The organism is Leptospira meyeri (assembly GCF_004368965.1).
In the GTDB taxonomy this organism is placed as follows: Bacteria; Spirochaetota; Leptospiria; order Leptospirales; family Leptospiraceae; genus Leptospira_A; species Leptospira_A meyeri.
This window is the reverse complement of sequence record NZ_SORO01000001.1, coordinates 2,350,502-2,374,363: the sequence shown is the minus strand read 5'-3', so window position 1 is coordinate 2,374,363 and position 23,862 is coordinate 2,350,502. Positions and strand designations below refer to the sequence as shown.

The 23,862-nt window shown below is 37.6% G+C and carries 29 protein-coding genes and 4 tRNA genes; 20 read left to right on the top strand and 13 right to left on the bottom strand.

Annotated features, from left to right (window positions below; genetic code table 11):
* Positions 1 to 40: 40 nt before the first annotated feature.
* Complete coding sequence (locus tag CLV96_RS11175; RefSeq protein ID WP_004786517.1) at positions 41 to 1,138, top strand: glycosyltransferase family 4 protein; 1,098 nt, start codon at positions 41 to 43, stop codon at positions 1,136 to 1,138.
* Positions 1,139 to 1,164: 26 nt separating this feature from the next.
* Here CLV96_RS11175 and CLV96_RS11170 read toward each other — a convergent pair whose 3' ends face one another.
* Positions 1,165 to 1,500: a DoxX family protein gene (locus CLV96_RS11170; RefSeq protein WP_276325645.1), complete on the bottom strand. Its 336-nt coding sequence runs from the start codon at positions 1,498 to 1,500 to the stop codon at positions 1,165 to 1,167.
* A gap of 196 nt (positions 1,501 to 1,696) precedes the next feature.
* Here CLV96_RS11170 and CLV96_RS11165 point away from each other — a divergent pair, with 196 nt between their 5' ends.
* The 6 genes from CLV96_RS11165 (at position 1,697) to CLV96_RS11140 (ending at position 4,911) form a co-directional block, all read left to right on the top strand.
* Entirely contained in the window at positions 1,697 to 2,068 is a 372-nt protein-coding gene (locus CLV96_RS11165; protein WP_040917197.1) for a winged helix-turn-helix transcriptional regulator, read from the top strand.
* 80 nt (positions 2,069 to 2,148) lie between these two features.
* Positions 2,149 to 2,340, top strand: a complete 192-nt coding sequence (locus tag CLV96_RS11160) for a (2Fe-2S)-binding protein (protein ID WP_004786795.1) — start codon at positions 2,149 to 2,151, stop codon at positions 2,338 to 2,340.
* A complete protein-coding gene (locus tag CLV96_RS11155) occupies positions 2,318 to 2,791 on the top strand; it encodes a WbuC family cupin fold metalloprotein (RefSeq protein WP_004786377.1) in 474 nt (157 codons plus the stop codon). The genes CLV96_RS11160 and CLV96_RS11155 overlap by 23 nt, the downstream gene beginning before the upstream one ends.
* On the top strand, positions 2,788 to 3,804 hold the full coding sequence (locus CLV96_RS11150) for a CE1 family esterase (protein WP_040917200.1): 1,017 nt from the start codon (positions 2,788 to 2,790) through the stop codon (positions 3,802 to 3,804). Before CLV96_RS11155 ends, CLV96_RS11150 begins: the two co-directional genes overlap by 4 nt.
* Complete coding sequence (locus tag CLV96_RS11145; protein WP_004785105.1) at positions 3,785 to 4,663, top strand: alpha/beta fold hydrolase; 879 nt, start codon at positions 3,785 to 3,787, stop codon at positions 4,661 to 4,663. The genes CLV96_RS11150 and CLV96_RS11145 overlap by 20 nt, the downstream gene beginning before the upstream one ends.
* A 47-nt stretch (positions 4,664 to 4,710) precedes the next feature.
* Positions 4,711 to 4,911 (top strand): YgaP family membrane protein, encoded by a 201-nt coding sequence (locus CLV96_RS11140; RefSeq protein ID WP_004785076.1) that lies wholly within the window; start codon positions 4,711 to 4,713, stop codon positions 4,909 to 4,911.
* Positions 4,912 to 4,946: 35 nt separating this feature from the next.
* Here the strand turns inward: CLV96_RS11140 and CLV96_RS11135 are convergent, their stop codons facing one another.
* Complete coding sequence (locus tag CLV96_RS11135) at positions 4,947 to 6,080, bottom strand: class I SAM-dependent RNA methyltransferase (protein WP_040917202.1); 1,134 nt, start codon at positions 6,078 to 6,080, stop codon at positions 4,947 to 4,949.
* A gap of 70 nt (positions 6,081 to 6,150) precedes the next feature.
* Between CLV96_RS11135 and CLV96_RS11130 the strand changes: the two genes are divergently transcribed.
* Positions 6,151 to 6,234: transfer RNA gene (locus CLV96_RS11130), tRNA-Ser, on the top strand.
* 7 nt (positions 6,235 to 6,241) lie between these two features.
* Positions 6,242 to 6,328 (top strand) — tRNA-Ser (locus tag CLV96_RS11125).
* Between the two features lie 55 nt (positions 6,329 to 6,383).
* Here the strand turns inward: CLV96_RS11125 and CLV96_RS19825 are convergent.
* Positions 6,384 to 6,533 (bottom strand): hypothetical protein, encoded by a 150-nt coding sequence (locus CLV96_RS19825; protein WP_155821181.1) that lies wholly within the window; start codon positions 6,531 to 6,533, stop codon positions 6,384 to 6,386.
* A gap of 187 nt (positions 6,534 to 6,720) precedes the next feature.
* On the opposite strand from CLV96_RS19825, the gene CLV96_RS11120 reads away from it, so the two are divergent.
* The 3 genes from CLV96_RS11120 (at position 6,721) to CLV96_RS11110 (ending at position 7,368) form a co-directional block, all read left to right on the top strand.
* A tRNA-Arg gene (locus CLV96_RS11120) sits at positions 6,721 to 6,794 on the top strand.
* A gap of 1 nt (position 6,795) precedes the next feature.
* Positions 6,796 to 7,236: a nucleoside deaminase gene (locus CLV96_RS11115; RefSeq protein ID WP_004785357.1), complete on the top strand. Its 441-nt coding sequence runs from the start codon at positions 6,796 to 6,798 to the stop codon at positions 7,234 to 7,236.
* A 45-nt stretch (positions 7,237 to 7,281) separates the two neighbouring features.
* A tRNA-Ser gene (locus CLV96_RS11110) sits at positions 7,282 to 7,368 on the top strand.
* A 4-nt stretch (positions 7,369 to 7,372) separates the two neighbouring features.
* Here the strand turns inward: CLV96_RS11110 and CLV96_RS19820 are convergent.
* On the bottom strand, positions 7,373 to 7,519 hold the full coding sequence (locus CLV96_RS19820) for a hypothetical protein (protein WP_157188369.1): 147 nt from the start codon (positions 7,517 to 7,519) through the stop codon (positions 7,373 to 7,375).
* A gap of 78 nt (positions 7,520 to 7,597) precedes the next feature.
* Here CLV96_RS19820 and dnaX point away from each other — a divergent pair, with 78 nt between their 5' ends.
* The 3 genes from dnaX to recR are packed head-to-tail and all read left to right on the top strand — an operon-like array spanning position 7,598 to position 10,081.
* Positions 7,598 to 9,109 (top strand): DNA polymerase III subunit gamma/tau, encoded by a 1,512-nt coding sequence (gene dnaX / locus CLV96_RS11105; RefSeq protein WP_004784545.1) that lies wholly within the window; start codon positions 7,598 to 7,600, stop codon positions 9,107 to 9,109.
* Between the two features lie 20 nt (positions 9,110 to 9,129).
* On the top strand, positions 9,130 to 9,495 hold the full coding sequence (locus CLV96_RS11100) for a YbaB/EbfC family nucleoid-associated protein (protein WP_196795741.1): 366 nt from the start codon (positions 9,130 to 9,132) through the stop codon (positions 9,493 to 9,495).
* Positions 9,473 to 10,081 carry a recombination mediator RecR gene (gene recR / locus CLV96_RS11095; protein WP_004786717.1) on the top strand — a complete coding sequence of 203 codons (609 nt, stop codon included), beginning with the start codon at positions 9,473 to 9,475 and terminating at the stop codon, positions 10,079 to 10,081. The genes CLV96_RS11100 and recR overlap by 23 nt, the downstream gene beginning before the upstream one ends.
* A 22-nt stretch (positions 10,082 to 10,103) precedes the next feature.
* Here the strand turns inward: recR and CLV96_RS11090 are convergent, their stop codons facing one another.
* The 6 genes from CLV96_RS11090 to CLV96_RS11065 form a co-directional block, all read right to left on the bottom strand.
* Positions 10,104 to 10,514, bottom strand: coding sequence for an SRPBCC family protein (locus CLV96_RS11090; RefSeq protein ID WP_004786545.1), 411 nt, complete (start codon positions 10,512 to 10,514; stop codon positions 10,104 to 10,106).
* A 79-nt stretch (positions 10,515 to 10,593) separates the two neighbouring features.
* Positions 10,594 to 12,144 (bottom strand): hypothetical protein, encoded by a 1,551-nt coding sequence (locus CLV96_RS11085; protein ID WP_134151964.1) that lies wholly within the window; start codon positions 12,142 to 12,144, stop codon positions 10,594 to 10,596.
* Positions 12,145 to 12,150: 6 nt separating this feature from the next.
* Positions 12,151 to 13,008: a substrate-binding periplasmic protein gene (locus CLV96_RS11080; RefSeq protein WP_134151962.1), complete on the bottom strand. Its 858-nt coding sequence runs from the start codon at positions 13,006 to 13,008 to the stop codon at positions 12,151 to 12,153.
* A gap of 42 nt (positions 13,009 to 13,050) precedes the next feature.
* Positions 13,051 to 14,631 (bottom strand): OmpA family protein, encoded by a 1,581-nt coding sequence (locus CLV96_RS11075; protein ID WP_004786482.1) that lies wholly within the window; start codon positions 14,629 to 14,631, stop codon positions 13,051 to 13,053.
* Positions 14,632 to 14,660: 29 nt separating this feature from the next.
* The gene (serS, locus tag CLV96_RS11070) at positions 14,661 to 15,917 is read right to left on the bottom strand and encodes a serine--tRNA ligase (RefSeq protein WP_004784916.1); all 1,257 of its coding nucleotides are present in this window, start codon (positions 15,915 to 15,917) and stop codon (positions 14,661 to 14,663) included.
* The gene (locus tag CLV96_RS11065; RefSeq protein WP_040917207.1) at positions 15,910 to 16,719 is read right to left on the bottom strand and encodes a TatD family hydrolase; all 810 of its coding nucleotides are present in this window, start codon (positions 16,717 to 16,719) and stop codon (positions 15,910 to 15,912) included. The genes serS and CLV96_RS11065 overlap by 8 nt, the downstream gene beginning before the upstream one ends.
* Positions 16,720 to 16,824: 105 nt before the next feature.
* Between CLV96_RS11065 and CLV96_RS11060 the strand changes: the two genes are divergently transcribed.
* From CLV96_RS11060 to CLV96_RS11045, 4 genes are read left to right on the top strand one after another with little or no spacing between them, the layout of a single operon-like run.
* Positions 16,825 to 17,814 carry a M23 family metallopeptidase gene (locus CLV96_RS11060; RefSeq protein ID WP_035983074.1) on the top strand — a complete coding sequence of 330 codons (990 nt, stop codon included), beginning with the start codon at positions 16,825 to 16,827 and terminating at the stop codon, positions 17,812 to 17,814.
* Positions 17,814 to 18,167: a bactofilin family protein gene (locus tag CLV96_RS11055; RefSeq protein WP_004786672.1), complete on the top strand. Its 354-nt coding sequence runs from the start codon at positions 17,814 to 17,816 to the stop codon at positions 18,165 to 18,167. Before CLV96_RS11060 ends, CLV96_RS11055 begins: the two co-directional genes overlap by 1 nt.
* 8 nt (positions 18,168 to 18,175) lie before the next feature.
* Positions 18,176 to 18,646, top strand: coding sequence for a YaaR family protein (locus CLV96_RS11050; RefSeq protein ID WP_004787222.1), 471 nt, complete (start codon positions 18,176 to 18,178; stop codon positions 18,644 to 18,646).
* Between the two features lie 4 nt (positions 18,647 to 18,650).
* Entirely contained in the window at positions 18,651 to 20,474 is a 1,824-nt protein-coding gene (locus CLV96_RS11045; RefSeq protein ID WP_004784467.1) for an ABC transporter transmembrane domain-containing protein, read from the top strand.
* On the opposite strand, the gene CLV96_RS11040 is transcribed toward CLV96_RS11045, so the two are convergent.
* The 3 genes from CLV96_RS11040 to CLV96_RS11030 are packed head-to-tail and all read right to left on the bottom strand — an operon-like array spanning position 20,448 to position 22,846.
* Positions 20,448 to 21,344 carry a ParB/RepB/Spo0J family partition protein gene (locus tag CLV96_RS11040; protein ID WP_004784141.1) on the bottom strand — a complete coding sequence of 299 codons (897 nt, stop codon included), beginning with the start codon at positions 21,342 to 21,344 and terminating at the stop codon, positions 20,448 to 20,450. The two genes, CLV96_RS11045 and CLV96_RS11040, sit on opposite strands and share 27 nt — an antisense overlap.
* A 4-nt stretch (positions 21,345 to 21,348) precedes the next feature.
* On the bottom strand, positions 21,349 to 22,110 hold the full coding sequence (locus tag CLV96_RS11035; RefSeq protein ID WP_004786472.1) for a ParA family protein: 762 nt from the start codon (positions 22,108 to 22,110) through the stop codon (positions 21,349 to 21,351).
* Positions 22,103 to 22,846 (bottom strand): RsmG family class I SAM-dependent methyltransferase, encoded by a 744-nt coding sequence (locus tag CLV96_RS11030; protein ID WP_004785843.1) that lies wholly within the window; start codon positions 22,844 to 22,846, stop codon positions 22,103 to 22,105. The genes CLV96_RS11035 and CLV96_RS11030 overlap by 8 nt, the downstream gene beginning before the upstream one ends.
* 58 nt (positions 22,847 to 22,904) lie before the next feature.
* Here CLV96_RS11030 and CLV96_RS11025 point away from each other — a divergent pair, with 58 nt between their 5' ends.
* Complete coding sequence (locus CLV96_RS11025; protein ID WP_004784759.1) at positions 22,905 to 23,630, top strand: hypothetical protein; 726 nt, start codon at positions 22,905 to 22,907, stop codon at positions 23,628 to 23,630.
* Positions 23,631 to 23,862: the final 232 nt, after the last annotated feature.

Genomic DNA, 23,862 nt, shown 5'->3' with positions numbered 1-23,862 from the left:
CTTTTTTTAAATTAATTCTAAAGGACATAATCAATTACGGATGCGGCTAAAAATTGGATACGATGCACGGATGATCGAAAATTCTGGGATTGGGATTCGGATCCAACATATTTTAAAATTTTGGCCCATTTCGACTGAGAGTGCAGAATTGTTTATCTTTGGTGATCCTACCGTTTTAAAAAAATACAATCTTCCCAAACACGCAGAAATCATTGAATACAAATCTAGTATCTATTCCCCAAAAGAATTTTTAGGTCATCGCAGAATGGGTGAAATGGATCTTTTGGACATCCCTCATTTTAACATTCCCTTCCCATACATTCGGAAATGCATTGTTACCATTCACGATCTCATTCCTTATCATTTTAAGGCAGCACATAGTTCTCTCGTTAAACGTATATATATGCAAATTGTCTTTCGATGGATCAAATGGTTTGCTCGTAAAATCATTACAGTTTCCGAATACACCAAACAGGATTTGGTGCAATCTTTTGGGTATCTGGAAGATAAGATTTCTGTGGTGTATAACGGAATTGATAGAAAGATTTTTTTGAAAAAACCATTAGCGAATTTAAACGTTTTTTTAAAAAAACAATCCCTTCCAAAATCTTATCTTTTCACAGTTGGAATTGGAAAAGCTCACAAAAACTTTCCTTTTTTATTAGAAACCATAGAAGAATTATGGAAAGAAAAAAAAATAAATCTTCCGCTTGTGATTGGAGGAATCAGCAAAGAAATTCCAACAGAACTACGAGCATTTAAAGACAAATACCCAAATTTAATTTTTTTTCTTCCGCACTTGCCGTATGAAGAACTACCTCTTGCATATCAAGGAGCAAAACTTTTTATTTTCCCTTCTTTGTATGAAGGATTTGGATTTCCAGTATTGGAATCACAAAGTGTTGGCACAGTTGTCCTTTCTTCTAATGTTAGTGTCCTACCTGAAGTTTTAGGATCTACAGCAGAATACTTCGATCCCTACTCTAAAGAAAATTTAAAATCTAAAATTCTCTTTTTATTATCGAATGATAAAATACTAAAAGATTACCAAAAGAAAGGTCTAGTTAATGTAAACCGTTTCCTTTGGCACAATGCAATTCAATCGTTAGCTAACGTTTATAAATACTTTTCTATTTAAGTCCGTAAATATCTAGATTAGAACGGTCACACTGATACTGGTTGTGTCTTATAATAAAAAACATAAGAGACAGTCAATATACCAAATATAACGATAGGTGCAATTACTGTAGATACAGAATCTCCACTTCGCAAATGTGCAATCGCAGCCGAAATAAAAGTAATTCCAAACCCGACATATGCCCATTCCTTGAATCGGCGGGAAATTTGTGGAACAAGAATGATTAACGATCCAATCAGTTTCGCAATTCCTAATTCCACTCTAAAATAATCAGGGAAACCTAATCGATTAAAACCGACTGCGATTTCGGGATTCATAAAATAACTAACGGCACTGAAAAGCATTAGAAAAGAAAGGATCACTGTTGATACTCAATAGATGATTCGAAATAGATTCATGAGAAACTCCTAATTTAATGTTCATGTAACTATACTTTTTATAGTTACTATTATTTAGATATTAATTGTTGTGGCTTAGCTAATAAAAAATTTGGAAATATGAGAATTTTCGTTCAGTTGACGTGGCTTAATAGATCCAGGATCGTAGAATTGAACTGCAATGAAGGGAAAAGATCCAAAAAGCAATCTCGATCATAGTGAATGTGCTAATTTGATTTTACCACTTCGTGAGGCTCTAGAAATATTAAGCGGAAAATGGAAGTTGCCTATTATTATGTCTCTATCGTTTGGAAAGAAACGGTTTAAAGAAATTGCTGAGGAAATTCCAGGAATTACGGATAAAATGCTGTCGAAAGAACTCAAAGATTTAGAGAAAATTCAGTTAATTGAAAGAACTGTGATCGATTCCTTCCCTCCGGGAGTTGAATACTCAATCACAAAGCACGGAAAATCATTAGAAAAAGTGATTCATGAATTAACGCAATGGGCAGTTTCTCATTACCAAAAAAACCACTCGGACTCCATCACCTAATTACTAAAAAAATGCTTTAATAAGACAAAAAAAAATTCTTGTCGTACCGCTTGGAAAGCTAGAGACTGATTCTCAGAACCATGATCAAGTGTCACTGTGCAGAAGTTTTCTTTGAATCTATCTTAAATGTTGTCAAAGAATCCAATCGCCCTATACTAGAAGTCGCCCGCGAGATGGGAGCGGCTGATACTTGTACGGCTTGTGTTCCGGATATGTTAGCCTTCATTGAGCAGGAATTGGAAGGTCAACTTGCTGGAAATACAAGTCATTGATTCCGACTTAATCGGAACCCTAATTACAAAAGCCCAAAACGCCGAAAGAAAACGTACCAATTTTAACTTCCACGAACAACAGGAAGTGTACCAAAGGTTTCTAAACGTTCTTTCTAAAGATACGTACATTCCACCTCACAGACATTTGTCGGATCCTAAACCGGAAACCTTCATTATCCTAGAAGGGGAAATTGGTTTTTTGATTTTTGATGAAGACGGAGAAGTAAAGGAATCCCATAAACTTACAGCCAATGGGCCAAAACGTGGGATTGATTTACAGCCTGGTGTTTGGCATAGTTTGGTTTGTTTGTCCGAAACAGCAGTCTGTTTTGAAGGAAAGTCCGGACCTTATGACCCCACAGTCGATAAAGAATTTCATCCGAAATATCCACTGGAAGGTAACCCGAAGTTTATCGAAACCATCAAATCCTTTGAATCTTTATTTCTATGATTCGGTTTCTTGTTAGAATTCAGTCGTACCTACTTTTGATGATGGTTTCTTTTTCTTTTTTCTGTAAATCTCTGCCGTCCATTGTTCCAGTCAAAGAGCACAAACTACAATCAATCTCATCTGATGGATTATTACGCTCCTTTCGATATTACATCCCTAAACAAATGAAAGAAGATAAATTGCCCGTGGTTTTTTTATTACACGGAGGTGGTGGGACAGGTGAGGGTATGATTTACCTCACTCGGATGTCAGAAAAAGCAGAAGAATATGGATTCATCGCAGTTTATCCAGATGGTTATGCAAACCGATGGAATGATGGAAGGAAAATTCCTCATTCTATCACAGACAAAAGAAATACAAAAGATGTCGATTTTTTCCGGGATATCATTCGACATTTGGATTCTGAATACTCTATTGATTACAATCGAATTCATGCAGTGGGAATTTCCAATGGCGGATTTATGACACAACGTTTGTTATGCGAAGCACCTGATTTATTTAGTTCAGGTTATTCTGTGGCAGCAGTGACATCCCGAGGATTGAAAGAAATATGTTTTCCTCCGCCCCAAAAATCGATGGGTTTCATCATGGGAATGTCCGATGATGTAGTTCCTTTCCAAGGTGGAACTGTTTCAATCCCTGCAGATCCTAATAACCAATCGCAGAGAATTGCAGCAGGAGATGTTCTTTCCTATTTAGAATCATTAGAGTATTGGACCTCCAGTTTCTCCTGCAAAGAGGAGACAAAATCCAGCAAAAGACATTTGAACAAATTTTGGAAGAGGGACATCCAATACACTAAATTCACAGATTGTTTATCTGACCAAATTGTAGAAGGTTATTTGATCCCTGGCGGTGGCCATATTTGGCCAAATGGTTTTTATTACCAAAATGAAAAACAATACGGATACTTAAGTAAGGACTTGGATACAAGAGAGATTGTGTTACAATTCTTTCGAACAACGTATAAAAAAGAAAAGTTGGTAAATAACAATGCACCATTCGGAAATTAGAAATTCATCCACTGTATTTACCACCCTAGAAACGGGAAAAGGAGAACCTGTTCTTTTCCTTCATGGATTCCCGGATAACCATAAAACCTTTGCACCAATTATGGAAGTAATTGGGAAAAAAGGATTTCAATGTATTGCTCCAGTTATGCGAGGATACGAACCATCAACTATATCCCATGCTCATAAATTACATGTGGTGGATCTGGTAGATGATATTTTAGGTTGGATGGAAGACAGACAATGGGACAAAGTTCATCTAGTTGGACACAACTGGGGAGCAGTCATTGCTTATGCAGCAGGAATGTATTATCCCAACCGCATCAAATCAATCACAAGTCTTGGTGTACCTTTACTCCGAACTTACCAAGATTCCTTTCTTTGGGCTCCACAACAAACAATTCATTCGTGGTATGTTTTGTTATTCCAAATTCCTTTTTTAGCAGAACTTACGATTCGAACTAATGATTTTGCTTTGGTTGATTTTTTATGGAAAGATTGGTCTCCGGGTTATACACCAAACCAAGACCATTTAGCAGAGATTAAAGCTAATTTCCAAAATCCAGGAATTTTATCTTCTGCCCTGTCCTATTATAGAAACTTAAATGATCTTTTCACTGAATCTGGTCGGGAAAGTATTTTAGGAATTTTGGATTCTAAAATTACGGTTCCAACACAAATTCTCTATGGTTTAAACGATGGTTGTTTCCATAAAAATCTCTTCGAACATCTGTTGGATGAAACGGACTTTCCTTGTGGGTTTCGTAAAATTGGTTTCGATCATGCTGGACATTTCTTACATTGGGAAAAAAGAGATGAAGTGACTAAATTGATTTTAGAATGGTTACAAAAAAATAATTAAGAATCAATTCACTTTCTTTCGTCAAACGTTCTTTAAGGAGATTGAATATGTTTCAAAATATGGGTCTTTATGACAGAATCATTCGAGTAGTCGTCGGCTTGGTATTAGGTGGTCTTTATTTAGGCGGGGTTGTAGAAGGAACAACAGCAATCGTTTTGTTTGCTATCGGCCTTGTAATGATCGCAACTTCAGCCATCGGATTTTGCCCAGCTTACCTTCCATTTAAAATCACTACAAAAGAAAAATAATAATCACCAAAATTCGATTCTTCCAACTCACAAATTTAGGTTTGTGAGTTGTTTATTTTTTTTAAACTCACGAGAACTTCATAATGTTGAGTTCTTGGGAAAAAATCAAACAAACCTAAATATTCCAATCGATACCCTATCATTTCTAGTTTTGTAATGTCTCTCTTCAAAGTACTTGGATTACAGCTAGAATAAACAATTTGTTTTGGTGAAAATAAAGAAGCAGATTCAACAATTCCTTCAGAAAGACCTGCTCTCGGTGGATTCACAACCCAAATTGGAAACTTTGCCGTATGTTTTGGTAGATGTTTTTGATACAAATCACAGACTTCATATTCAAACTGCAACGCATTGTTTATCTTCGCATTTTCTCTTGCATAACGAATGCTTTTTTCATGTGATTCCATTCCATACAAAGATGCGATTTTTTCCCGAATTGAAATTCCAATGGTACCACAACCACAGAAAAGCTCTAAAATTTGAGCCGAATCTGGTAAGAGGAATTTGATTTTTTCAAGCCAAGGCTGCAATAGAAACCTATTAATTTGAAAGAAACCTCGTTCGGGAACTTTTAGTTTTGTATTAAAAATATTAACTTCTGTTTGGTCTCGTTCATAATTAACAACTGATTTGGAAGAAAGTCTAAGTTGGATCGATTTTTGTTTTGCTACAGATTTTTTAATTTCTTGCGGGACCCCTTCCCATAACAATCGTTTATCGACAGTTTTACAAACAAATTGAGATTCATTGACAACTCGGTGGCTATTTTTTGCGAAATATCCAATATCCTTCCCATTGTTTTGCCATTGCACATTGTTTCGATACTCGTTTTCTGGCCCGGTCACTATTTCTAGTTTCCCTTTCCATTCAGGAAACATGGCTTCTAAAAGAGTTGTTTTGATTTGGATTTCGTCCTGGTAGGAGATATGGCGGTAACTGCAACCACCGCATTCCATAAAAACGGAACAATCTGAGGGAATTCTCGCTTCAGAAGATTCAATGACCGCCGAAACAGTTCCAAACCATTCTTTTTTTCCTGTTTTGTAAAGACTTATGTCTACCAATTCTCCAGGAATTCCGCCCTCAACAAAGACAGCATGACCATCATGGTGGGCCAAACAAAAACCACCATTCACCCACTTTTCCAGTTTTATCCGCAACTTTTCCATTCTCTAGAACCATTCATTGAATATTCATTTGACACTGCACTCGCATTTAACATAACGGATAGGTACTCTTGGAGAAGTGGCTGAGTGGTCTAAAGCAGCGGTCTTGAAAACCGTCGTGGTAATCCCACCGTGGGTTCGAATCCTACCTTCTCCGAGTCGCTGGAGACGTGCCTGAGTGGCCGAAAGGAGCGGTTTGCTAAACCGTCGTACGAGCAATCGTACCCAGGGTTCGAATCCCTGCGTCTCCGTAGTTACTGTCATGAATACCGCCCAAATCAAAGAAAAAATCCAGACATTCAAAGCTTACTTACTTACCGATGAAGCTGCAAAAATTTTGGCTGTAATGCCTCTGTATTTTTCTTGGGTTCCCGTATTTACTTGGAAACGAAGTGTTCCGGAATTTGTGACTGTTTGTTTGTATTCCGCGGTTAATACTTGTTTGTTCTTGCTCATCCTTTTGTTCGCACAAGTAATCTCGGTTTTACCCTTCATTGGTCTTTATTTGGCAGCAACCATTCACTTACTTTCTGTACTACTTTATCTAGGAATTTCTGGATTTTTGATTTACTCCATCCGCTTGAAAAAAACCATAGAGATACCCGTTCTTTTGGACTGGGTAAAAATGCTTCAAGCATTCATTGCGCCCATAGCTCAACTGGATAGAGTATCTGACTACGGATCAGAAGGTTAGAGGTTCAAATCCTCTTGGGCGCGCGTGGAAGCTTTCGAATCGTTTCTTGGCCGCTATACAGAAGCCATTACTAACCACCCAGAAGAAATTCCCTCATATTCAGAAATCATCACTCGAGATGGAAACCTAGTTTCTTCTGCGTTTAATTCCGTCGAACAAACATTAAATCCAACAAAACACAGCGAAATTTTAGCAATCGAAGAAGCTCTTTCAAAAACAGAAGGTCGATATCTTTCTGATCATATTTTAATTACAGCTCTCGAACCTTGTTTACTTTGTGCAGGTGCCATATTGAGGGTAAAAATTCCAGAAGTGATTTATTTTGTTCCGGCAAAACCAGGGGAAGGAATTTCTTCTTATACCACCGAATCTATTTACTTGTTGAATCACTTTCCAAAGTGCACCCTCATCCCGAGATCCCACATAAAATTTGAATTTCTTAGTTTTTTCAAAGAGAAAAGGTAGAATTCTTTTGACCATTTCATTTTATGGAAGCCAGTAGAAACCATTGGAGAGATGTCAGAGTGGTCTATTGTGCATGCTTGGAAAGCATGTGTGCCAAAAGCACCCCGGGTTCGAATCCCGGTCTCTCCGCCAGGTTCTACACTGACTTTCTTTCCAATCCTAAGTTCAATTTCCACTCTGAATTGAACTCATTGGAAACCTCTCCAGATCCTTCCGCTAGACTTCGTATCCTGTCTTCCCCAGTTCCAGAAGAAAATATCCATAACCGTGATAAATATTTCATTGCCTCCAACATACGAATTCCCAAGATCAAAGTGATTCTCGAATTTTTTAATTCTCATCTTTTGAAACACGGACCTACATGAGCGAAAACCACCAAGTACTCTTTCGAAAATACAGACCCCAATTCTTTCGCGATGTAATTTACCAAGACCTTGCTGTCGGTTCCTTACAAAATGCATTTAAATCAAAAAAGATTGGTCATGCCTATATTTTCATTGGACCTCGTGGTGTTGGTAAAACAACCATTGCGAGAATTTTGGCCAAACGTCTGAATTGCGAACGCCCGGATGGAGTAGAACCTTGTAACGAATGTACATCTTGTTTAGAAATCACAAAAGGAAATTCTAACGATGTATTTGAAATTGATGCCGCATCCAATAGCGGGGTAGATAATATCCGCGAGTTACGTGAAAATGTAAAATTCAATGCGATGGGCGGAAAGTACCGTGTTTATATTTTGGACGAGGTCCATATGCTAAGCGGAGCTGCTTTTAATGCTCTGCTCAAAACATTAGAAGAACCACCGGCTCATGTTGTTTTTATTTTAGCAACTACCGAGTATCATAAAATTCCAGAAACAATCCTTTCACGCTGTCAAGATTTTCATTTTAGAAAAGTTCCTGTCACTGTTTTACAAAACTATATTGAATCTCTCTGTGAAAAAGAAAGTTTAAAGTATGATTCCGAAGGATTGTTTTGGATTGCTAAGAAAGGCGATGGTTCCGTTCGCGATACACTTTCCTTTATGGAACAAGCTGTTATTTTTACCGATGGAAATTTAACAGGCGTCAAACTAAGAAAAATGATTGGTTATCATGGAATTGATACCTTCACTGATTTTTTAAACCAAATACTAGATTTTTCCCAAAGTGCACAGATCTTTGAAACACTTGAAAATCTTTTCCAGGCAGGTATTGATCTTGGTAAGTTCGTTTGGGATTTTATTGAATTTTTAAATTCCCTCCTTCTCATCAAAGATAACTTAGCAGATCGAGAATCTATCAATATCCCTCAGGAAGATCTCCAAAAATTAAAACAAAATTATAGAGAATTAGATCGTGAGGTTTTAGTATTACTTGCCGAGCGGATTTTTGCTGTTCATGAAAAATTGAATCTAATGAAACTAAGAAGCTCCTACGAGATGAAAGTTTATTTAGAAATTCAATTTCGAAAATTAATTTTGGACAGAGAAAAACCGAGTGTATCGGGATTGTTGGCTAAAATATCAGAGCTCACCAAACTTGTCCAAGGTGATATCTCTCATATCCCTGACAGTTTAGAGACTCCCAAAAAAGCGGTTACCACAACTAATACTGAAGTTACACAAAAACAAGTTACTGTAACGAACACAGATCCAGGACCAACTAAAACCTTTTCTGATAAACCAGTAGAGAATCGGGAACCGGAAACAAAACAGCCTTCCCAACCAAATCCGAACTTGGATGTAGAAACAAAACGGACTTCGGAACCAAAGCCAAATCCTCCAAAACCCGCAGCTACAAGTCCATCTGCTCCAGAGGATATGGAAAAACTTTTGAAAGAAAAGTTTTCTGGGATGGAAGTTGATCCCAACCAATTTAAGAATTTATAAGTCCAAAGGTACGTATGGGAATTTTTGACCAAATGAAACAAATGCGAGAAGCTTTTTCGCAACTCGGCAATATCAAAGAAAAACAAGAAGAACTGTCTAAACGTCTCGCTCAGATTCGGGTTACTGCTTCTGCTGGTGCAGGTATGGTAGAAGTAACAGCATCTGCAGATGGCACACTCACTAATCTCAACATCAATCCCATTATGTTTAATGCAGATGATAAAAAGATGTTAGAAGATTTAATTCTTTCTGCCACCAATGAAGTACAAAGAAAAGCAAAAGAAACTATGGCACATGAAATGAAAAATGTTCTCGGCTTCAATCCCAGTGACTTCGAGGGAGTATTCAACCAAATCCAAAAGGATGGAGGATTTCCTCCTGTCTGATCCACAATTTCAAAAACTAATCCAATCCTTTTCTAGTCTTCCGGGAATTGGAAAAAAAAGTGCGACAAGAATCGGATTTCATATTTTACGAATGGATCCTACTACCTTTCGCGCTTGGTTGTCCAATATTGAAGAAGCAAAAAACAAACTTCGATTTTGTGATGAATGTGGTGGTCTTACTGAAGATTCTGTATGTTCCATTTGTCTATCGGACAGAAGAGACAACGGAATTCTCTGTGTCGTAGAACAACCAGAAGATATTTTCTTTATCGAAAACACAAAAGAATATGTTGGTAAGTACCACGTTCTCAATGGTGCCATTTCACCTTTAGATGGGATTGGTCCGGACCAATTACGAATTCGCCAACTAATGCAGAGGTTAGAGGATGGGGGAATCAAGGAAGTTCTGATCGCTACTAATCCGACACTTGAAGGTGACGCTACTGCATCCTATCTTTCCACTGTGATCAAACCAATGGAAATTAAAATTACAAGGATTGCTCATGGAATTACGATAGGTGGCACTTTGGAATATTCTGATCAATACACTTTGGGAAAAGCAATCAAATCCAGACTTACGCTTTAATTGTTATAATGCGAATATTGTATTAACTTTCTGCTAATTCTTTAATTTTTACTTTGGCCGTTTCCAACCATTCGATTGTACTTTCGTGGTAATCTTCAGCGTTAGGCAGTGGCGAAAAATCACCAATTTCAAATTTTAAAACGATATTTTCATTTTGTGTTAGAGTATATTGATAACTAACATCATATTCGGAAGGATCTAATTTGGCTTTTGGTAAAAATAAGTTAAGTTTCAGAGTTTTCAATTCATCAAACTCAGTGACTACCATCTTGGCGTGCCCTTCCCATTCTATAACCGAATTCAACCTTAAAAATTCTCCCGAATTATTTTCAGGAATATCGTCCCATTCTTTGATAAACTTTGGATTTGTGAGTATATCCCATATCTTATGTATCGGAGCGTTAATGGAAATTTGATCTGCTACTTTAAGCATAATTTTCTCCAGTAATTTTCAAAGATACACATCTATTAGAGAGATTTGAGAAATGAACCACTAATCTCATAAATACCCATTAGAATCTATGTTCGAATACAATAAATCCTTCCCGAAGGATTCTTCCGTATTTCGAATCTAACAATACAAAAAGTGCGTCTCCCGCAACAAAATACCCAGATCTAAAAATGATTTGGAAATCTGATGTTACGTTATAACGAATGTTAAAATTGTATTCCATCCCCATGTAGGTGGATGTTTTGTAACCATTGAGCTCACTAAATTCTCTATTGATGCGAATCTCAGGTGATTTTGTTGCCCAAAGTTGATAGTAACCTAAGGTGAATTGATAAGGACCAAAGGCAATGATATTGGAATATAATCCATATTCATTCAAACCAGAAAAACTCGATCCATTGAATAATGCATAACCACCAGTAAAGTCAGTTGCAATATTTGAAATTGAAAAACCTGGAGCTAAAGTACGGTATCCATTTCCTTTTAAATTTGCCTCATGTCCTTTCTCATCATAACCAGGTCTTCCGGTAGTACCGAGAGCAATTAAATTAAAGTTAAGCGATTCACTCCAGCGATAAGTAAATTGAAAATCATACATACCACCTTTAATAAAATATCTTTGGGTTGTGTTATAAATTGTAACATCATTTGAATCTGTAATAGCTCGTAATTTTTTTACAGTTCCTGTATTTAAAATTCCGTGTACGATAAATGAAAATTTTTGAAAATTGAATTCATTGTGAAGTCCATACCAGGCAAGTCTAGCTGTTTCATTATCAGACTTATCATTATCATCTAAGAAGTAAGCATAGACTTCGTTACGAATATTGCGAAAATATTCAAACTTCAATCGATTGTAATAGATATTAGAACTTTGATAATTTTTGTCTGCGAATCCATTTTTATCAACGTCCATAAAACTTTGATCGCGGGCTCGTAAAATCCCCCCTTCCAAAGACAGACGTAAAAATTGAAAATTCTTAAGAATACTCACACCTGTTCCGGTAGAAAACAAAACCCTTCCTTGAGCAGAACTAAAAAGTTGTTGTCCGACTTTGATAAAAAGTCCCGATTCAGGGATACGAAAGTTTAAGTATAAAAAGTTAGTTTGGACATTGACGGCGGCGGTCCGACCTCGTTCTCCACCAGACCCTGGTCCGACCAGACCTGGGTCAAAACCATCTGGACCTGTTGCGCGCAAGCCTTTTCCTCCAAATGGAATATCACCAACTTGCATCCCCCAAACTCCCTCCACATATTTATTAGCAGAGAAACTCATATTATATAAAAAACGAGAATCGTAATAACTTACGTCTTCTTTTCTTGGAGTGATTTGACTTGGTAATCCTTGTTGTCTCCTTTCTAAATCTGATTGAATGGTTTGTTGTTCTGTTTGAAGTCGTTCTGTATTTTCCTTTTCTAAATTCGTAATTGGAGTTACTGGTGTTTTTCTTTCTAATAAAACATCACGTCCAACATTTGTTGCACGAACCCGAAAGGACACATTAAAATTCATAAAAGTTCTTTGTGATTCTTCCTCTTGTGCGACCAAAACACTGCAGGGTATCAAAAGAAAAATTAAATAATTTAAAAGTAAATTTTGTAATGACATTAGTGATTATTCTTTTTTAACCCATTGATTGGATTTAAAATATTTGTTTATCAATCCTTGAATTTTGCCAGTCCGCTTCAGTTCCTTGATAAAAAAATTTAAGTTATAAAGAAATTCTACATCTCGTTTGGCCGTAGCCATACTTATATGATCTTCCTGTACAACTCCGAGGATAGGTAAATAGTTTTCGCGAAGTGAAGAATCTTTTTGTAAGAGTGCTTGAATGTAAAATGAATCTGCTACGAAGGCATTCACGTTATTTTTTTTTAATTCATTTAGCGCTGCTTCATTTGTGAAATATGAAAAGATTTGCGCTTTAGGAAAAGCATCTCGTAAAAATTGATGATTGGAACTATTTGCCAGTACGGAATAGGATATACCTGTAATATTTGTTAGGTCATTTAAATTACGAAACAGTTGGACAGTAACAATCTGGCCTTCTGGTTCTGGCGGAAGTGCTGTTCGATTCACCAAAGCAGCAGGTGTCGAAATCAAATAAGGATCAGTAAAATATACATCTCTAAAACGATTGATAGAAGATGAAATCCCTGCCATTGCAATTTGTGTATCACCTTTCTCTAACATTCTTGCATGTTGATCAAAAGTCCGAAGAGGGATAATTTTTAAATCCACATCTAAAAATTTTGCATATTCTTGGGCAAGTTCCACATCTAGTCCCGGAAAGTTCGGGTTAGGATTTTCAATATAAAATGGATCATAAAATTCATTTACTGAAACAGTCAGAGTTTTGGTTTTTTTAATTTTTTCCAAAACCTGGCTTGGTTCAGCAGAAATTGAAGCGGAAGAAAAAAATGCCCATAGGGAAACTAACCCGATAAATTGAATCCTTAGAAGAGGTGACATCCCCATTACCTTTTCTTCGGAAATGGAAACGGCAAGGAAAAATTAAGGATCAATTAGGACAAATTCAGTTCGACGATTTTTTTTAGAGGAGACCTCATCCGTACCTTGGACCATAGGTTGTGTTGGTCCTTTTCCATCTGTCAAAAGTCGTTTTGGATCGACACCTTTAGAGACTAAATACTGTTTAACGGAGTCCGCTCGTTCCTTTGAGAGAACCATGTTGTCTTCAAAGTTTCCCGTTAAATCTGTATGACCTATGATTTTCATCCTTTTGTCAGAATTTTCATGTAGATAATCAACGATAGCATCCAAAGAAACTGACGATTCTGGTTTCAACACCGAGGAGGCTCTTTCAAAATATACCGAATCCAAGGAGATTTTTTTTGTTTCTTCCAATTTCTTTTGCACGATATTCTCTTGTTTTGGTACGGACGCAGTAAAAAGATCAAACGACCTTCCTTCCACTTTTCTACAAAACAAAAATGTTTTTTTCACCTGCTGGAAGACAATATAAGCTTCGTCATCACTTGAGTTGATGGGAGCACCTAAATTCTCAATATCCTTAAACGAATCCCCATCTATTTTTGCCATATATAAATCAAACCCGCCGTAACCACCAGGCCGATTCGATGAAAAAAACAAAATACTACCATCATCATTAAAGGCTGCAGCAATAGTCGCATAATTATCATTAATTGGTGATGCTAACCGTTTTGGCGTAGACCACTTTTCATCTTTGAATTGGCTAAAATACACTTTTGCAAGATTTGGTTTACCAAAAGGATACCTTGTAAAAAGTAAAGTATCTCCCAAAAGATGCGGATTTTCTTCTATTTCCTCAGTGTTGATCGGAGCAGGCAACGCCACTGGTTGGTTCCATTCTTTTCCATTCCAATTGGAAACATATAAGTCTCTAGAAATTCCTACTTTCCCATCAGGTAACATTACTTCTACGGATCCATCTCGATTTGAGGATAACAAAAGAGTTTTTCCATCGCGAGAGATAAAAGGACTTTGGTCATCAAAAGGAGAATTTAAAACATCTACTTCTTCTGGAAAATCCCAAGTCCCATCTTTTTTCCTTTCTGATTTGAAAATTTCCGTATAACCCTTACTGGAACGTTTCGAATAAAAATATAAAGTTTTAGCATCGGGAGTCATCGTCGGACCAAATTCTTGGAATTCTGTATTGATGGGGCCTTGGATCGGAGCCACAATCAAAGTCGGTTCGCCGTCTTGTGTTTGGCTATAAACAGAATTGGAAAACAAAACGAAAATGAATGCGAATCGATAAAATGGAACAAAGGAAAAATTCAAATTCAGTAAATATTGAATGATTGTTTTTTTCGATCGGATGATAATCTCGGAAATATCTGCACTACGCATATTTCCCCAAACTAGGTCATCCATATTAAGCAAACGGAACTGGGAATATTCGAGATTCGCATAACCGCCATTTATTGCCCTGTTTTTGCTGAACGCATTTTCCAGCGGACGGGTGGGATATCCGTATTGCGTATAAATCCCTCCTTCAGTGAGTGATGTCCTAAAATTAAGTCCATCAGAGGATAGAAGGTTTGATTTAAGATTTGAATTGTATTTTGAGAAAAAGGAATAGGGCATTTGACACCTCGGTCATCTGCCCTAAATTACTAACGAACGTAAGGTTTTAATACATCCGGAATTTGGAAGGTTCCATCTGCAGATTGGTAATTTTCGATCACTGCTGCGAGTGTTCGACCGATCGCAAGACCGGAACCATTCAGAGTATGGACGAGCAGGTTTTTTCCTTCCTTTGATTTGTATCGAATTTTTCCGCGTCTTGCTTGATAGTCTTTGAAGTTAGAAACTGAGGAAATTTCCATAAAACGACCAAGTCCCGGCATCCAAACTTCAATATCGTAGGTTTTGGAAGAGGCACTGGACATATCCTTACTACAAAGTAACATTACGCGGTAGGGAAGTTTTAACTTCTGCAAAATAGATTCAGCATCTTTTAACATCTTTTCGTGTTCGTTTTGCGAAGTTTCAGGATCGACAAACTTCACAAGTTCCACTTTTTGAAATTGATGTACTCGCACAAGACCACGAGTATCACGACCGTAAGATCCAGCTTCTCTACGAAAGCAAGAAGTATGCGCACAAACCGAAATGGGTAACTCTTTTTCAGAAATGATTTCATCACGGTAATAGTTGGTGAGAGGAACTTCCGCGGTTGGGATTAAATTGAGTCCGTCTTTTTCCAATCTGTAAAAATCTTCTGCAAATTTAGGGAGTTGTCCCGTGGCTGTCATGGATTCATCATTCACAAGAACGGGAACCCACATCTCTTCATATCCATTTTCCGAAGTATGTGTATCGAGCATCAGATTCATAAGTGCTCTTTCCAGTTTGGCACCAAGTCCGCGGTATGTATAAAACCTAGCACCAGAAAGTTTCACTCCGCGTTCGAAGTCGAAGATACCCAAAGCCTCCCCGATATCAAAATGTGTTTTTGCTTCAAAGGAAAATTTAGAAACTTCTCCCCACTGGCGTACAAGGACATTATCCGCTTCTGATTTTCCTTCAGGAACAGATGGATCGAGTAAATTCGGAAGGCCCAAATTAAGTTCATGTAAAGATTCTTCCTCTTTAGTGAGTTCTTCTTCAATGGCTTTAATCTGATCACCAACACCTTTCATCGAAGCTGAAATTTCAGTGATGTCTTTTCCTTGTGATTTCTGAATTCCAATTTCTTTAGAAACTCGATTCCTTTCAGCGCGAAGGTCTTCCACTTCCAATTTTAACTTTCGTTGTTTTTCAGAGATTGATTTAATTTTAGCTTCAATGTCAGTCGAGACAACACCTCGTTTTTGTAAGGTGGAAAGTAACTCTTCAGGGTTTTGAACAATACGGTTGATATCAAGCATGGTGATAAGCCTTTCTTTGTGTGAATTTTAATGAATTTTGATAAATGCGATCTGCGACTTCTGCATTGGTTTCTGTTCGTAAAGAAAACATTTTTTCGAGGACAAAAGGTAAATGTGAAGAATCATTTCGTTTTCCTCTATGAGGCATTGGTGATAGAAAGGGAGCATCTGTTTCAATTAGAATCGTTTCCAGTGGAATCTTTCGTGCTGCTTCTTGGATATCTGTTGCTGACTTAAAAGTTACAATCCCTGAAAAAGAAACATAATACCCTAAATCCACAAACTGTTTGGCTGCTTCATAATCATAAGTAAAACAATGAATCACACCAAAGGCTTTTGATTTATATTCCTTTAATGCTACATATGTATCTTCGAAAGCGTCACGAGAATGGATCACTACAGGTAATTTATTTTCAGAAGAAAATTCTAGAAATTTACGTAACACTTCATTCTGCGCCAAACGTGTGCTCGCATCATGATAGAGATCGACACCAATCTCACCAATCGCAGAAAATTTTGAATCATCCATTCGGGATTTTGCTAAATCTAAAATTTGATCCGCATTAGGAAATTCATGAGTTTCAGTAGGATGACAACCTATCGAATAGAAAATTTCTAAATCATCTTTCGAATGTGTTTCTGAAATACGAACGGCTTCTATCGAACTGGGTAAATCGATCCCGATTTGAACCATGCGGTCTACACCAGCAATTCGGGATTTCGCCAGAGTTTCTTCAATCTCCTGGCCTTGTTCCCGAATTATGTCTAAGTGGCAATGAGTGTCAATGGTTGAATATCCCATAAATAGCAAGATTTGTAATTTCCACTGGATGAAAATGAAAATTCAATCGAAAGATATAGTGGGTGCATTAACTTTTGTTTAAATAGTCGAAGGCTAATAAAGAACGTGGAAGCAAAACAAAGACTACATCTAATTTTTTACCGGTTAAGGTATAAAGTCCAGGAATGGAAGCTTAAGTTATCCCAACGTTACGAGGATCTTGACAAAAAAGGTCGTGAACGTCTGACAATTATGGTCATTCCTCACACCGATCGAAAAACGATTAACTTTGTCATCTCCTACAAAGCCATTTCCATCTTTATTGGAATTATGGTGGTACTTCTTGTGATCAGTGCTGTGAACGTTCTTTCTCATAGCGGATCCATTCACCAACTCACAGAACTCAATTTAACAAACAAAGACTTTATCAGACAATCTTCAAAGATGAAAGAAGAGGTTAACTCTCTTCACGAAACCATCCAATACTATTACGAAAGAATTTCTAACCTCTATATCAAACTCGGTGGGGATCCTTCTCGCGTTTCCAAAGGGATGGGTGGACAAGCGGGACAATTCCTCGCATTACAAGGAACACCTCAGTCTGACATCACGGATGAATCTTTCCGAATCAAAGAAGACATTCACAATTTAAAATTATCCTCAGAACTTTCTGAAGAAATCATCAAACTCATCAAAAAAAGAAAGAGTATCATTCGAAATACTCCATCCATTTGGCCAACAAAAGGTTATGTATTATTTCCTTTTGGAAAATACATTTCTCCAGTCACTGGAAAAGAAGAATTCAATAGAGGACTCGACATCGGATCTTTTCCTGGTGCTGAAGTCATCGCAACTGCTCCTGGAATTGTTTTTGATACTGGATATTCACCAGCCACTGGTTACTACGTAAAATTATCACACAGGTTCGGATGGAAAACAATCTACTCCAACCTCGATAGAATTCGTGTTAAGAAAAATGAAAAACTCTCCAAGGGTGACATCTTAGGTTATGTTGGAAAATCACCAGAAAATCCGATTTACCATCTTCATTATGAAGTACATGTTGGTACCCAAGCGTTGAATCCGTTTTCGTTTCTCAACCAAATTCAAGAATAATGTCCAATCCATCTATAGAAGAAGAATTTTTAGTTAATAGCATCATTGGGGAAGGAGCCGAGTTCGTCGGTGAATTTAAGTTCCCTGGCCTCATTCGTATCGATGGAAAATTTCGAGGAGTTCTCGAAACTACCGGAAAGGTACTTATAGGAAAATCTGGAATCGTCGATACAGATATCAAAGCACGAGTGGTTGTTGCCGGTGGAGAAATTCGCGGTAATATCTATGCAACAGAACGAGTTACATTACTTTCTAGCTGTCGATTGGAAGGAGACATTGTCACTCCTCGCCTCATCGTAGAAGAAGGTGTAGTGTTTCACGGAAAATGCACAATTAATCCCACTCGTCACTAGGTGGGTTTATGATCATCCAAAACAACAACCCTAAGTCGGTATCCACTCAAACGAAAAAAGGATCCAAAGAAAAACTAAACGGTTCTCTTGGGTCAGTTGATGAATCCAAACAAAGTTTTTTAGAAATTTTAGAATCCATTGTTCCCGCAGGAAAAGAAGAAACCAGGGAACTAAACGAACTTTGGAAAGATTTACCCGATTTGGAAAAAGATCTTATCAAAGATCCAAATCACAAAAATCTCGAATCTTACAAAAAACATATAAAACAAATCGCAGAACTAATTTTGAAAAAAAACTACAAGGTCATGCAAGCTCCGCAACGGGGACGAAATGACCAAAAAGACGTACGTTATGTAAAGGTCATGGATGAAAAATTGGATTTACTCGCCAAAACAATGTTTTCTCCCAACAACAGCGCGTTTGTGATTTTGAAACAATTAGATGAAATCAGAGGTCTACTTATTGATCTAAAAGGATAAATCTTTGCAAACTCCCGACCGACCTAAGTCAAAAAATCTTCGTGTCCTCTCTAAAACATTTTCATATTTAAAACCATACAGACTCCAAATGGCTCTTTCCTCCTTTGCCTTACTTTTTACGGCAGGGGTGACTCTAGGCCTCGGCCAGGGTTTACGTCATTTGATCGATGCTGGATTTACTGCTAGATCCAAACAAGAATTAGGTTACTCACTTGCCTTTATTATTTTAGTGGGAATCTTTCTTGCGATCGGAACATACATTCGTCATTATGCAGTGTCTTGGATTGGAGAAAGGGTTGCCTCTGATATCCGAAAGGACGTGTTCAAACATATCATCTTTATCCATCCAAGTTTTTTTGAAACCAATTCACCTGGTGAAATCCAATCACGAATCACAACCGATACTACACTCATCCAAACGGTAATTGGATCATCCGCATCCATTGCCCTTCGGAATATTTTGATGTTTGTAGGGGGAATTATTTTTCTTTTTATTACAAATGCAAAACTCACAATGATTGTTCTCCTAAGTGTTCCCTTCATTGTGTTTCCCATTTTGTTCTATGGAAAAAAAGTTAGAAATTTATCTCGCACCACTCAGGACAAAATTGCAGGAATTGGAACTTATGTCAGTGAATCCCTTCTCAATATAAAAATCCTCCAGTCTTTCCACCACCAAGAGGAAGACATTGAAAAATTTTCACACACAGTAGAAGCGGCATTTGATGTAGCAGTGGCTCGTATCAAACAAAGATCGCTCCTTATCGGTGCTGTCATTTTATTCATCCTAACAGGAATCAGTGTGATGCTTTGGATCGGTGGAACAGATGTACTGGAAGGAAAAATTACTGGCGGGGAACTCATAGCATTTTCCTTTTATGCGATCATGGTTGCCAATAGTGTCGGTGCAGTTTCCGAAGTTCTCGGAGATTTGCAAAGAGCCGCTGGTGCCACAGAACGGTTGATGGAACTTCTTTTATCGGAATCAGAAATTAAAGATTCACAATTTCCAAAATCAATCTTCGAGGTTTTACATCCAAACGAAGGAAATGGAAACTTGAATGTAGCTACTTCTCAACAAAAAGGATTAAAAATCAATTTAGAAGATTTAGAGTTTTCTTATCCATCAAGACCAGAACAGAAAGCCATCAGAGGGATTCACTTAGAAATTCCTGCAAACAAAACCACAGCTCTTGTTGGTCCATCCGGTGGTGGAAAAAGTACACTCTTTGAACTCATCCTCAGGTTCTATGATCCCACTGCAGGCAGGATTCTCATCGAAGGTGTAGACCTGAAAGATTTAACATTAAAAGATTTACGTTCCCTCATCGGATTTGTTCCGCAACAGCCCATTCTCTTTAGTGGAACATTACGAGAGAACATTGCCTATGGAAAACCGAACGCAAGTTTTGAAGAAATAGAGAATGCCGCAACCAGTGCCTATGTCACAGAATTTTTGAGCCAACTTCCTGATGGATACGAAACCAATTTAGGATATTTAGGAACAAGACTCTCCGGGGGACAAAAACAAAGGATTGCCATAGCAAGGGCCATACTTCGTAACCCAAGAATTCTTTTGTTGGACGAAGCAACATCCGCTCTTGATTCCGAATCGGAACAAATGATCAAACAAGCTTTAGATTTTTTAGTGAAAGAAAGAACGACCATTATGATTGCTCATCGACTTTCTACAGTTGTGAAATCAGATCAGATTGTTGTGATTAAGGAAGGGGAGATTGAGTCCGTCGGAACCCATGACGAACTCATTCGAAAAAGTGAATTGTATGAACGATTGGCGAAATTACAATTTCACACCGAGTTGCTCTAAAATTCTTTCCATGTCATTTAAGTTGGCGTAAGAAAAAACGATCTTACCTTTTCCATTCGTTTCATTGTGAGCCACTTCCACTTTAGAACTGTATTTGTTTCTGAGTTTGGATTCTAGCTTTACAATACTTGCATCTCGTTTATCAGCAGCAAAAGAAGAGGGCTTTGATTTTTTATCCGGATGTAAAAGGTTAGAAACAAAGTTCTCTACCTCTCTGACATTCCATCCTTCTGCGATCACTTTCTGTCCCACTTCCAATTGTTTTTTTGGATCAGGGATAGAGAGAAGAGGGCGAGCCTGTCCTTCCGAAAGTTTTCCTTCCTTCACTAAGTCTTGTAATAATTTAGGAAGAGAAAGTAGACGAATCAAGTTAGAAATGGTAGCTCGGTTTTTTCCCACTCGGGTCGCAAGGTCAGTTACCTTTAACCCTCGTTTGTCGATAATTGCCTGATAAGCCAAAGCCTCATCCATTGGATTTAGATTTTCTCTTTGGATATTTTCGATGAGGGCAAGTTCCATCATATCTGCTTCGGAAAGATCGCGAACAATTGCAGGAATTTTTGCAAAGCCAGCAAGTTTACATGCACGTAATCTTCTTTCTCCCGCTACCAAAAGAAATCCAGATCCCGAAGGATTTTTTTGTACAACGATAGGTTGGATCACTCCATGTTCTACAATGGTATTGGATAACTCTTGGATCGATGCATCCGAAAATTGTTTTCTAGGTTGGTGTGGGTTTGGTAAAATTTCTGTGACTTTAATTTCTCGAAGACCGGTTTGTTCGTCTTTAGAAATCTCTACGTTGTTTTCATTTACGGGAATTAAATTCCCAAGACCTCTTCCTAAAACTTTACCTTTGCCGAGTGCCATAACTTTATGCCTTCCCTACAATTTCTTCCGCTAAACTTTTATAACTTTTTGCACCCACACCATCTGGATCATAGTAGTTGATCGGTTTTCCAAAAGAAGGTGCTTCTGATAATTTTACATTTCGTGGAATGACAGTTTCATAAACTTTCTCTTTGAAATAGTTACGAACATCTTCTGCTACTTGGTTTGCTAAATTGGTTCGTTTGTCATACATAGTAAGGAGTACACCTTCGAGGGTAAGTGATGGATTCCATTGAGACTGTACAAGAGAAATGATTCGCATTAATTGCGAAAGTCCCTCGAGAGCAAAGTATTCCGTTTGCAAAGTGATCATCACAGACTGAGAAGCACAAAGTGCATTGATAGTAAGTACACCGAGAGATGGAGGACAATCGATTAGAATATAATCATAGGATTCCTTTACAGATGCCAAAGCATCTTTCAATTTGAATTCCTTTCTTTCCATCCCAAGAAAATCTACTTCCAATCCCGAGAGGTTGATGTTGGAAGGAATAATATCCAAATTGTTTACGAAGGTTTTTTGAACAGCTTCTCTCGCAGAAAGTTCACCAATCAAAACTTCATAAGTAGTTTTATTTAAAGACTGCACTTCCAAACCAAGACCAGAGCCGGAGTTTCCTTGCGGATCGATATCAAGGAGCAAAACTTTTTTTCCCAAATCAACAAGATTGGATGCCAAATTGATCGCTGTTGTCGTTTTACCGACTCCACCTTTTTGATTACTGATCGAAACGATTTTACCCATTCTTGCTCTTAGTCTCCTTTACGATTTCTTTCCAGTCGCGGGGGAATCCCTTTTTAGGAAGGGAATTCTTTTGTAGTATTTTTATATGTCTCTTTCCCACAAACTCTAATTCGGGAATGGGAATTTCTTTTTTCATAAAGAAACCATTGTTGCTTAAGACCTCGGTTTCTTTTTCTAAATCTTGGTAGGGTTGTGCAAGAAAGGGACATAAGATTCCTTTCTGTTTCACCATTCTCGTCGTTACTTCTGCGATGTATGGATAAGGAACCATTGCTCTCGAAGTCACGACATCAAAATTTGAATTAATTTCTTCCGTTCGAGCATAGATAAACTCCACTCGTTTTTTGACTTTGGAAAGAGTTCCCGTTTCGATTTCTGTTTCGAGAAGTGCAAGTTTTCGTTTTTGAGAATCGACGAGAAAAACATGCGGCGCTTTTTTTAAGAGGGCAAAGAGAAAACCAGGAAGCCCGGGCCCAGTTCCTACATCCGCTACATTTGTTTCACGTGAAACATATCCGGTTGCTTTCAGTTTCCAAACAAAGATAAGCGATTCAATAATATGTCTCTCCAGAATCTTTTCCGAATCATTTCGAGAAAAGAATCCTCCTTTCTCGTTGTCTCGTTTCAGAAACTCATAAAAGTTTTTCACTAATTCCCAATCAAACTCTGGCTCCAACTTGGGAAACAAATCTGGGATGATGGTTTGGATTTCTTCTTGGATCGTTTTTTCTGACATAATCTCGTTATCGTTTTAAATGAATTCGCCGATGTCTCCTGTAGGAGAACTCTTTTCCATGATTCGAATCATTAGTTTTTTAATCATCCTTTCCTTTCCTATTTTAGGTTATACACCCGGCAAGTGGTCCCACAAAGACGCTTACTTGTTTAAAAAAGTTAAAAAAGTTCCGAACAAAGAGATCGTTCGTAACGGAGAGGGTCAGGTTATTTATGTCGCAGAATATGAATACAACAGTGATGGAAAATTGATCAGTGAAACTTATTCCGATAAAGAAGGAAAGAGTGATGGCAAAACAATCTTTCGATATACAGAAGGATTACTTTCTAGCGAAGAAGTCTATGACAATGGTGGACACTTAGTCGAAAGAAAGGATTTCCAATTCAAAGGTCGTGCTTTGAAAAAGATGAACGTAAAAGATGGCGAAGGCCGATTGCTAATTGTCTATTCTATCGAGAGTGATGGTGAAGGGAACATTTTTGCTGCTGAAGGAAAAAACTTAGAAACCAAAGACAACGAATCCTTCCGATTTCAAATCGATCCTAAACGACCCAATGTTCAAATTCAATATCTGACTGATGATAAAAAGAAGGGTCTTGGAGAAATTCATTTTAAGTTTGATGGAAAAGGAAACCTAGTGGAAAGAGAATTCTTCCAAGGTGAGAATCGACGTGTCCACAAACTCAAATACAAAGCAGATGGAAGTTTGGAGTCACATTCGTTTCACGTGAAACAAGGTGACAACTGGATCCTTGAAAAGACCCACGTGCTTGTCTACGAATAGAAAAAATGAACTCCGTTTCAGAAGATCATTTTGGCAATCGATAGCAGTAATTTTCAAATTGGAATTTCGGAAACTTGGAACCAACAAAAGTTGAAGGTTGCCAATTATGAAATGATAAGTGGTGGTCGCTTAATACGGAAGAATACCTGAAAACGATAAGCGGAATGTTTTAGCTGAATTCAATATTTGATTTTAAAAAGATAAAAACTTTATTTTGCGAAGGCTAAAACTT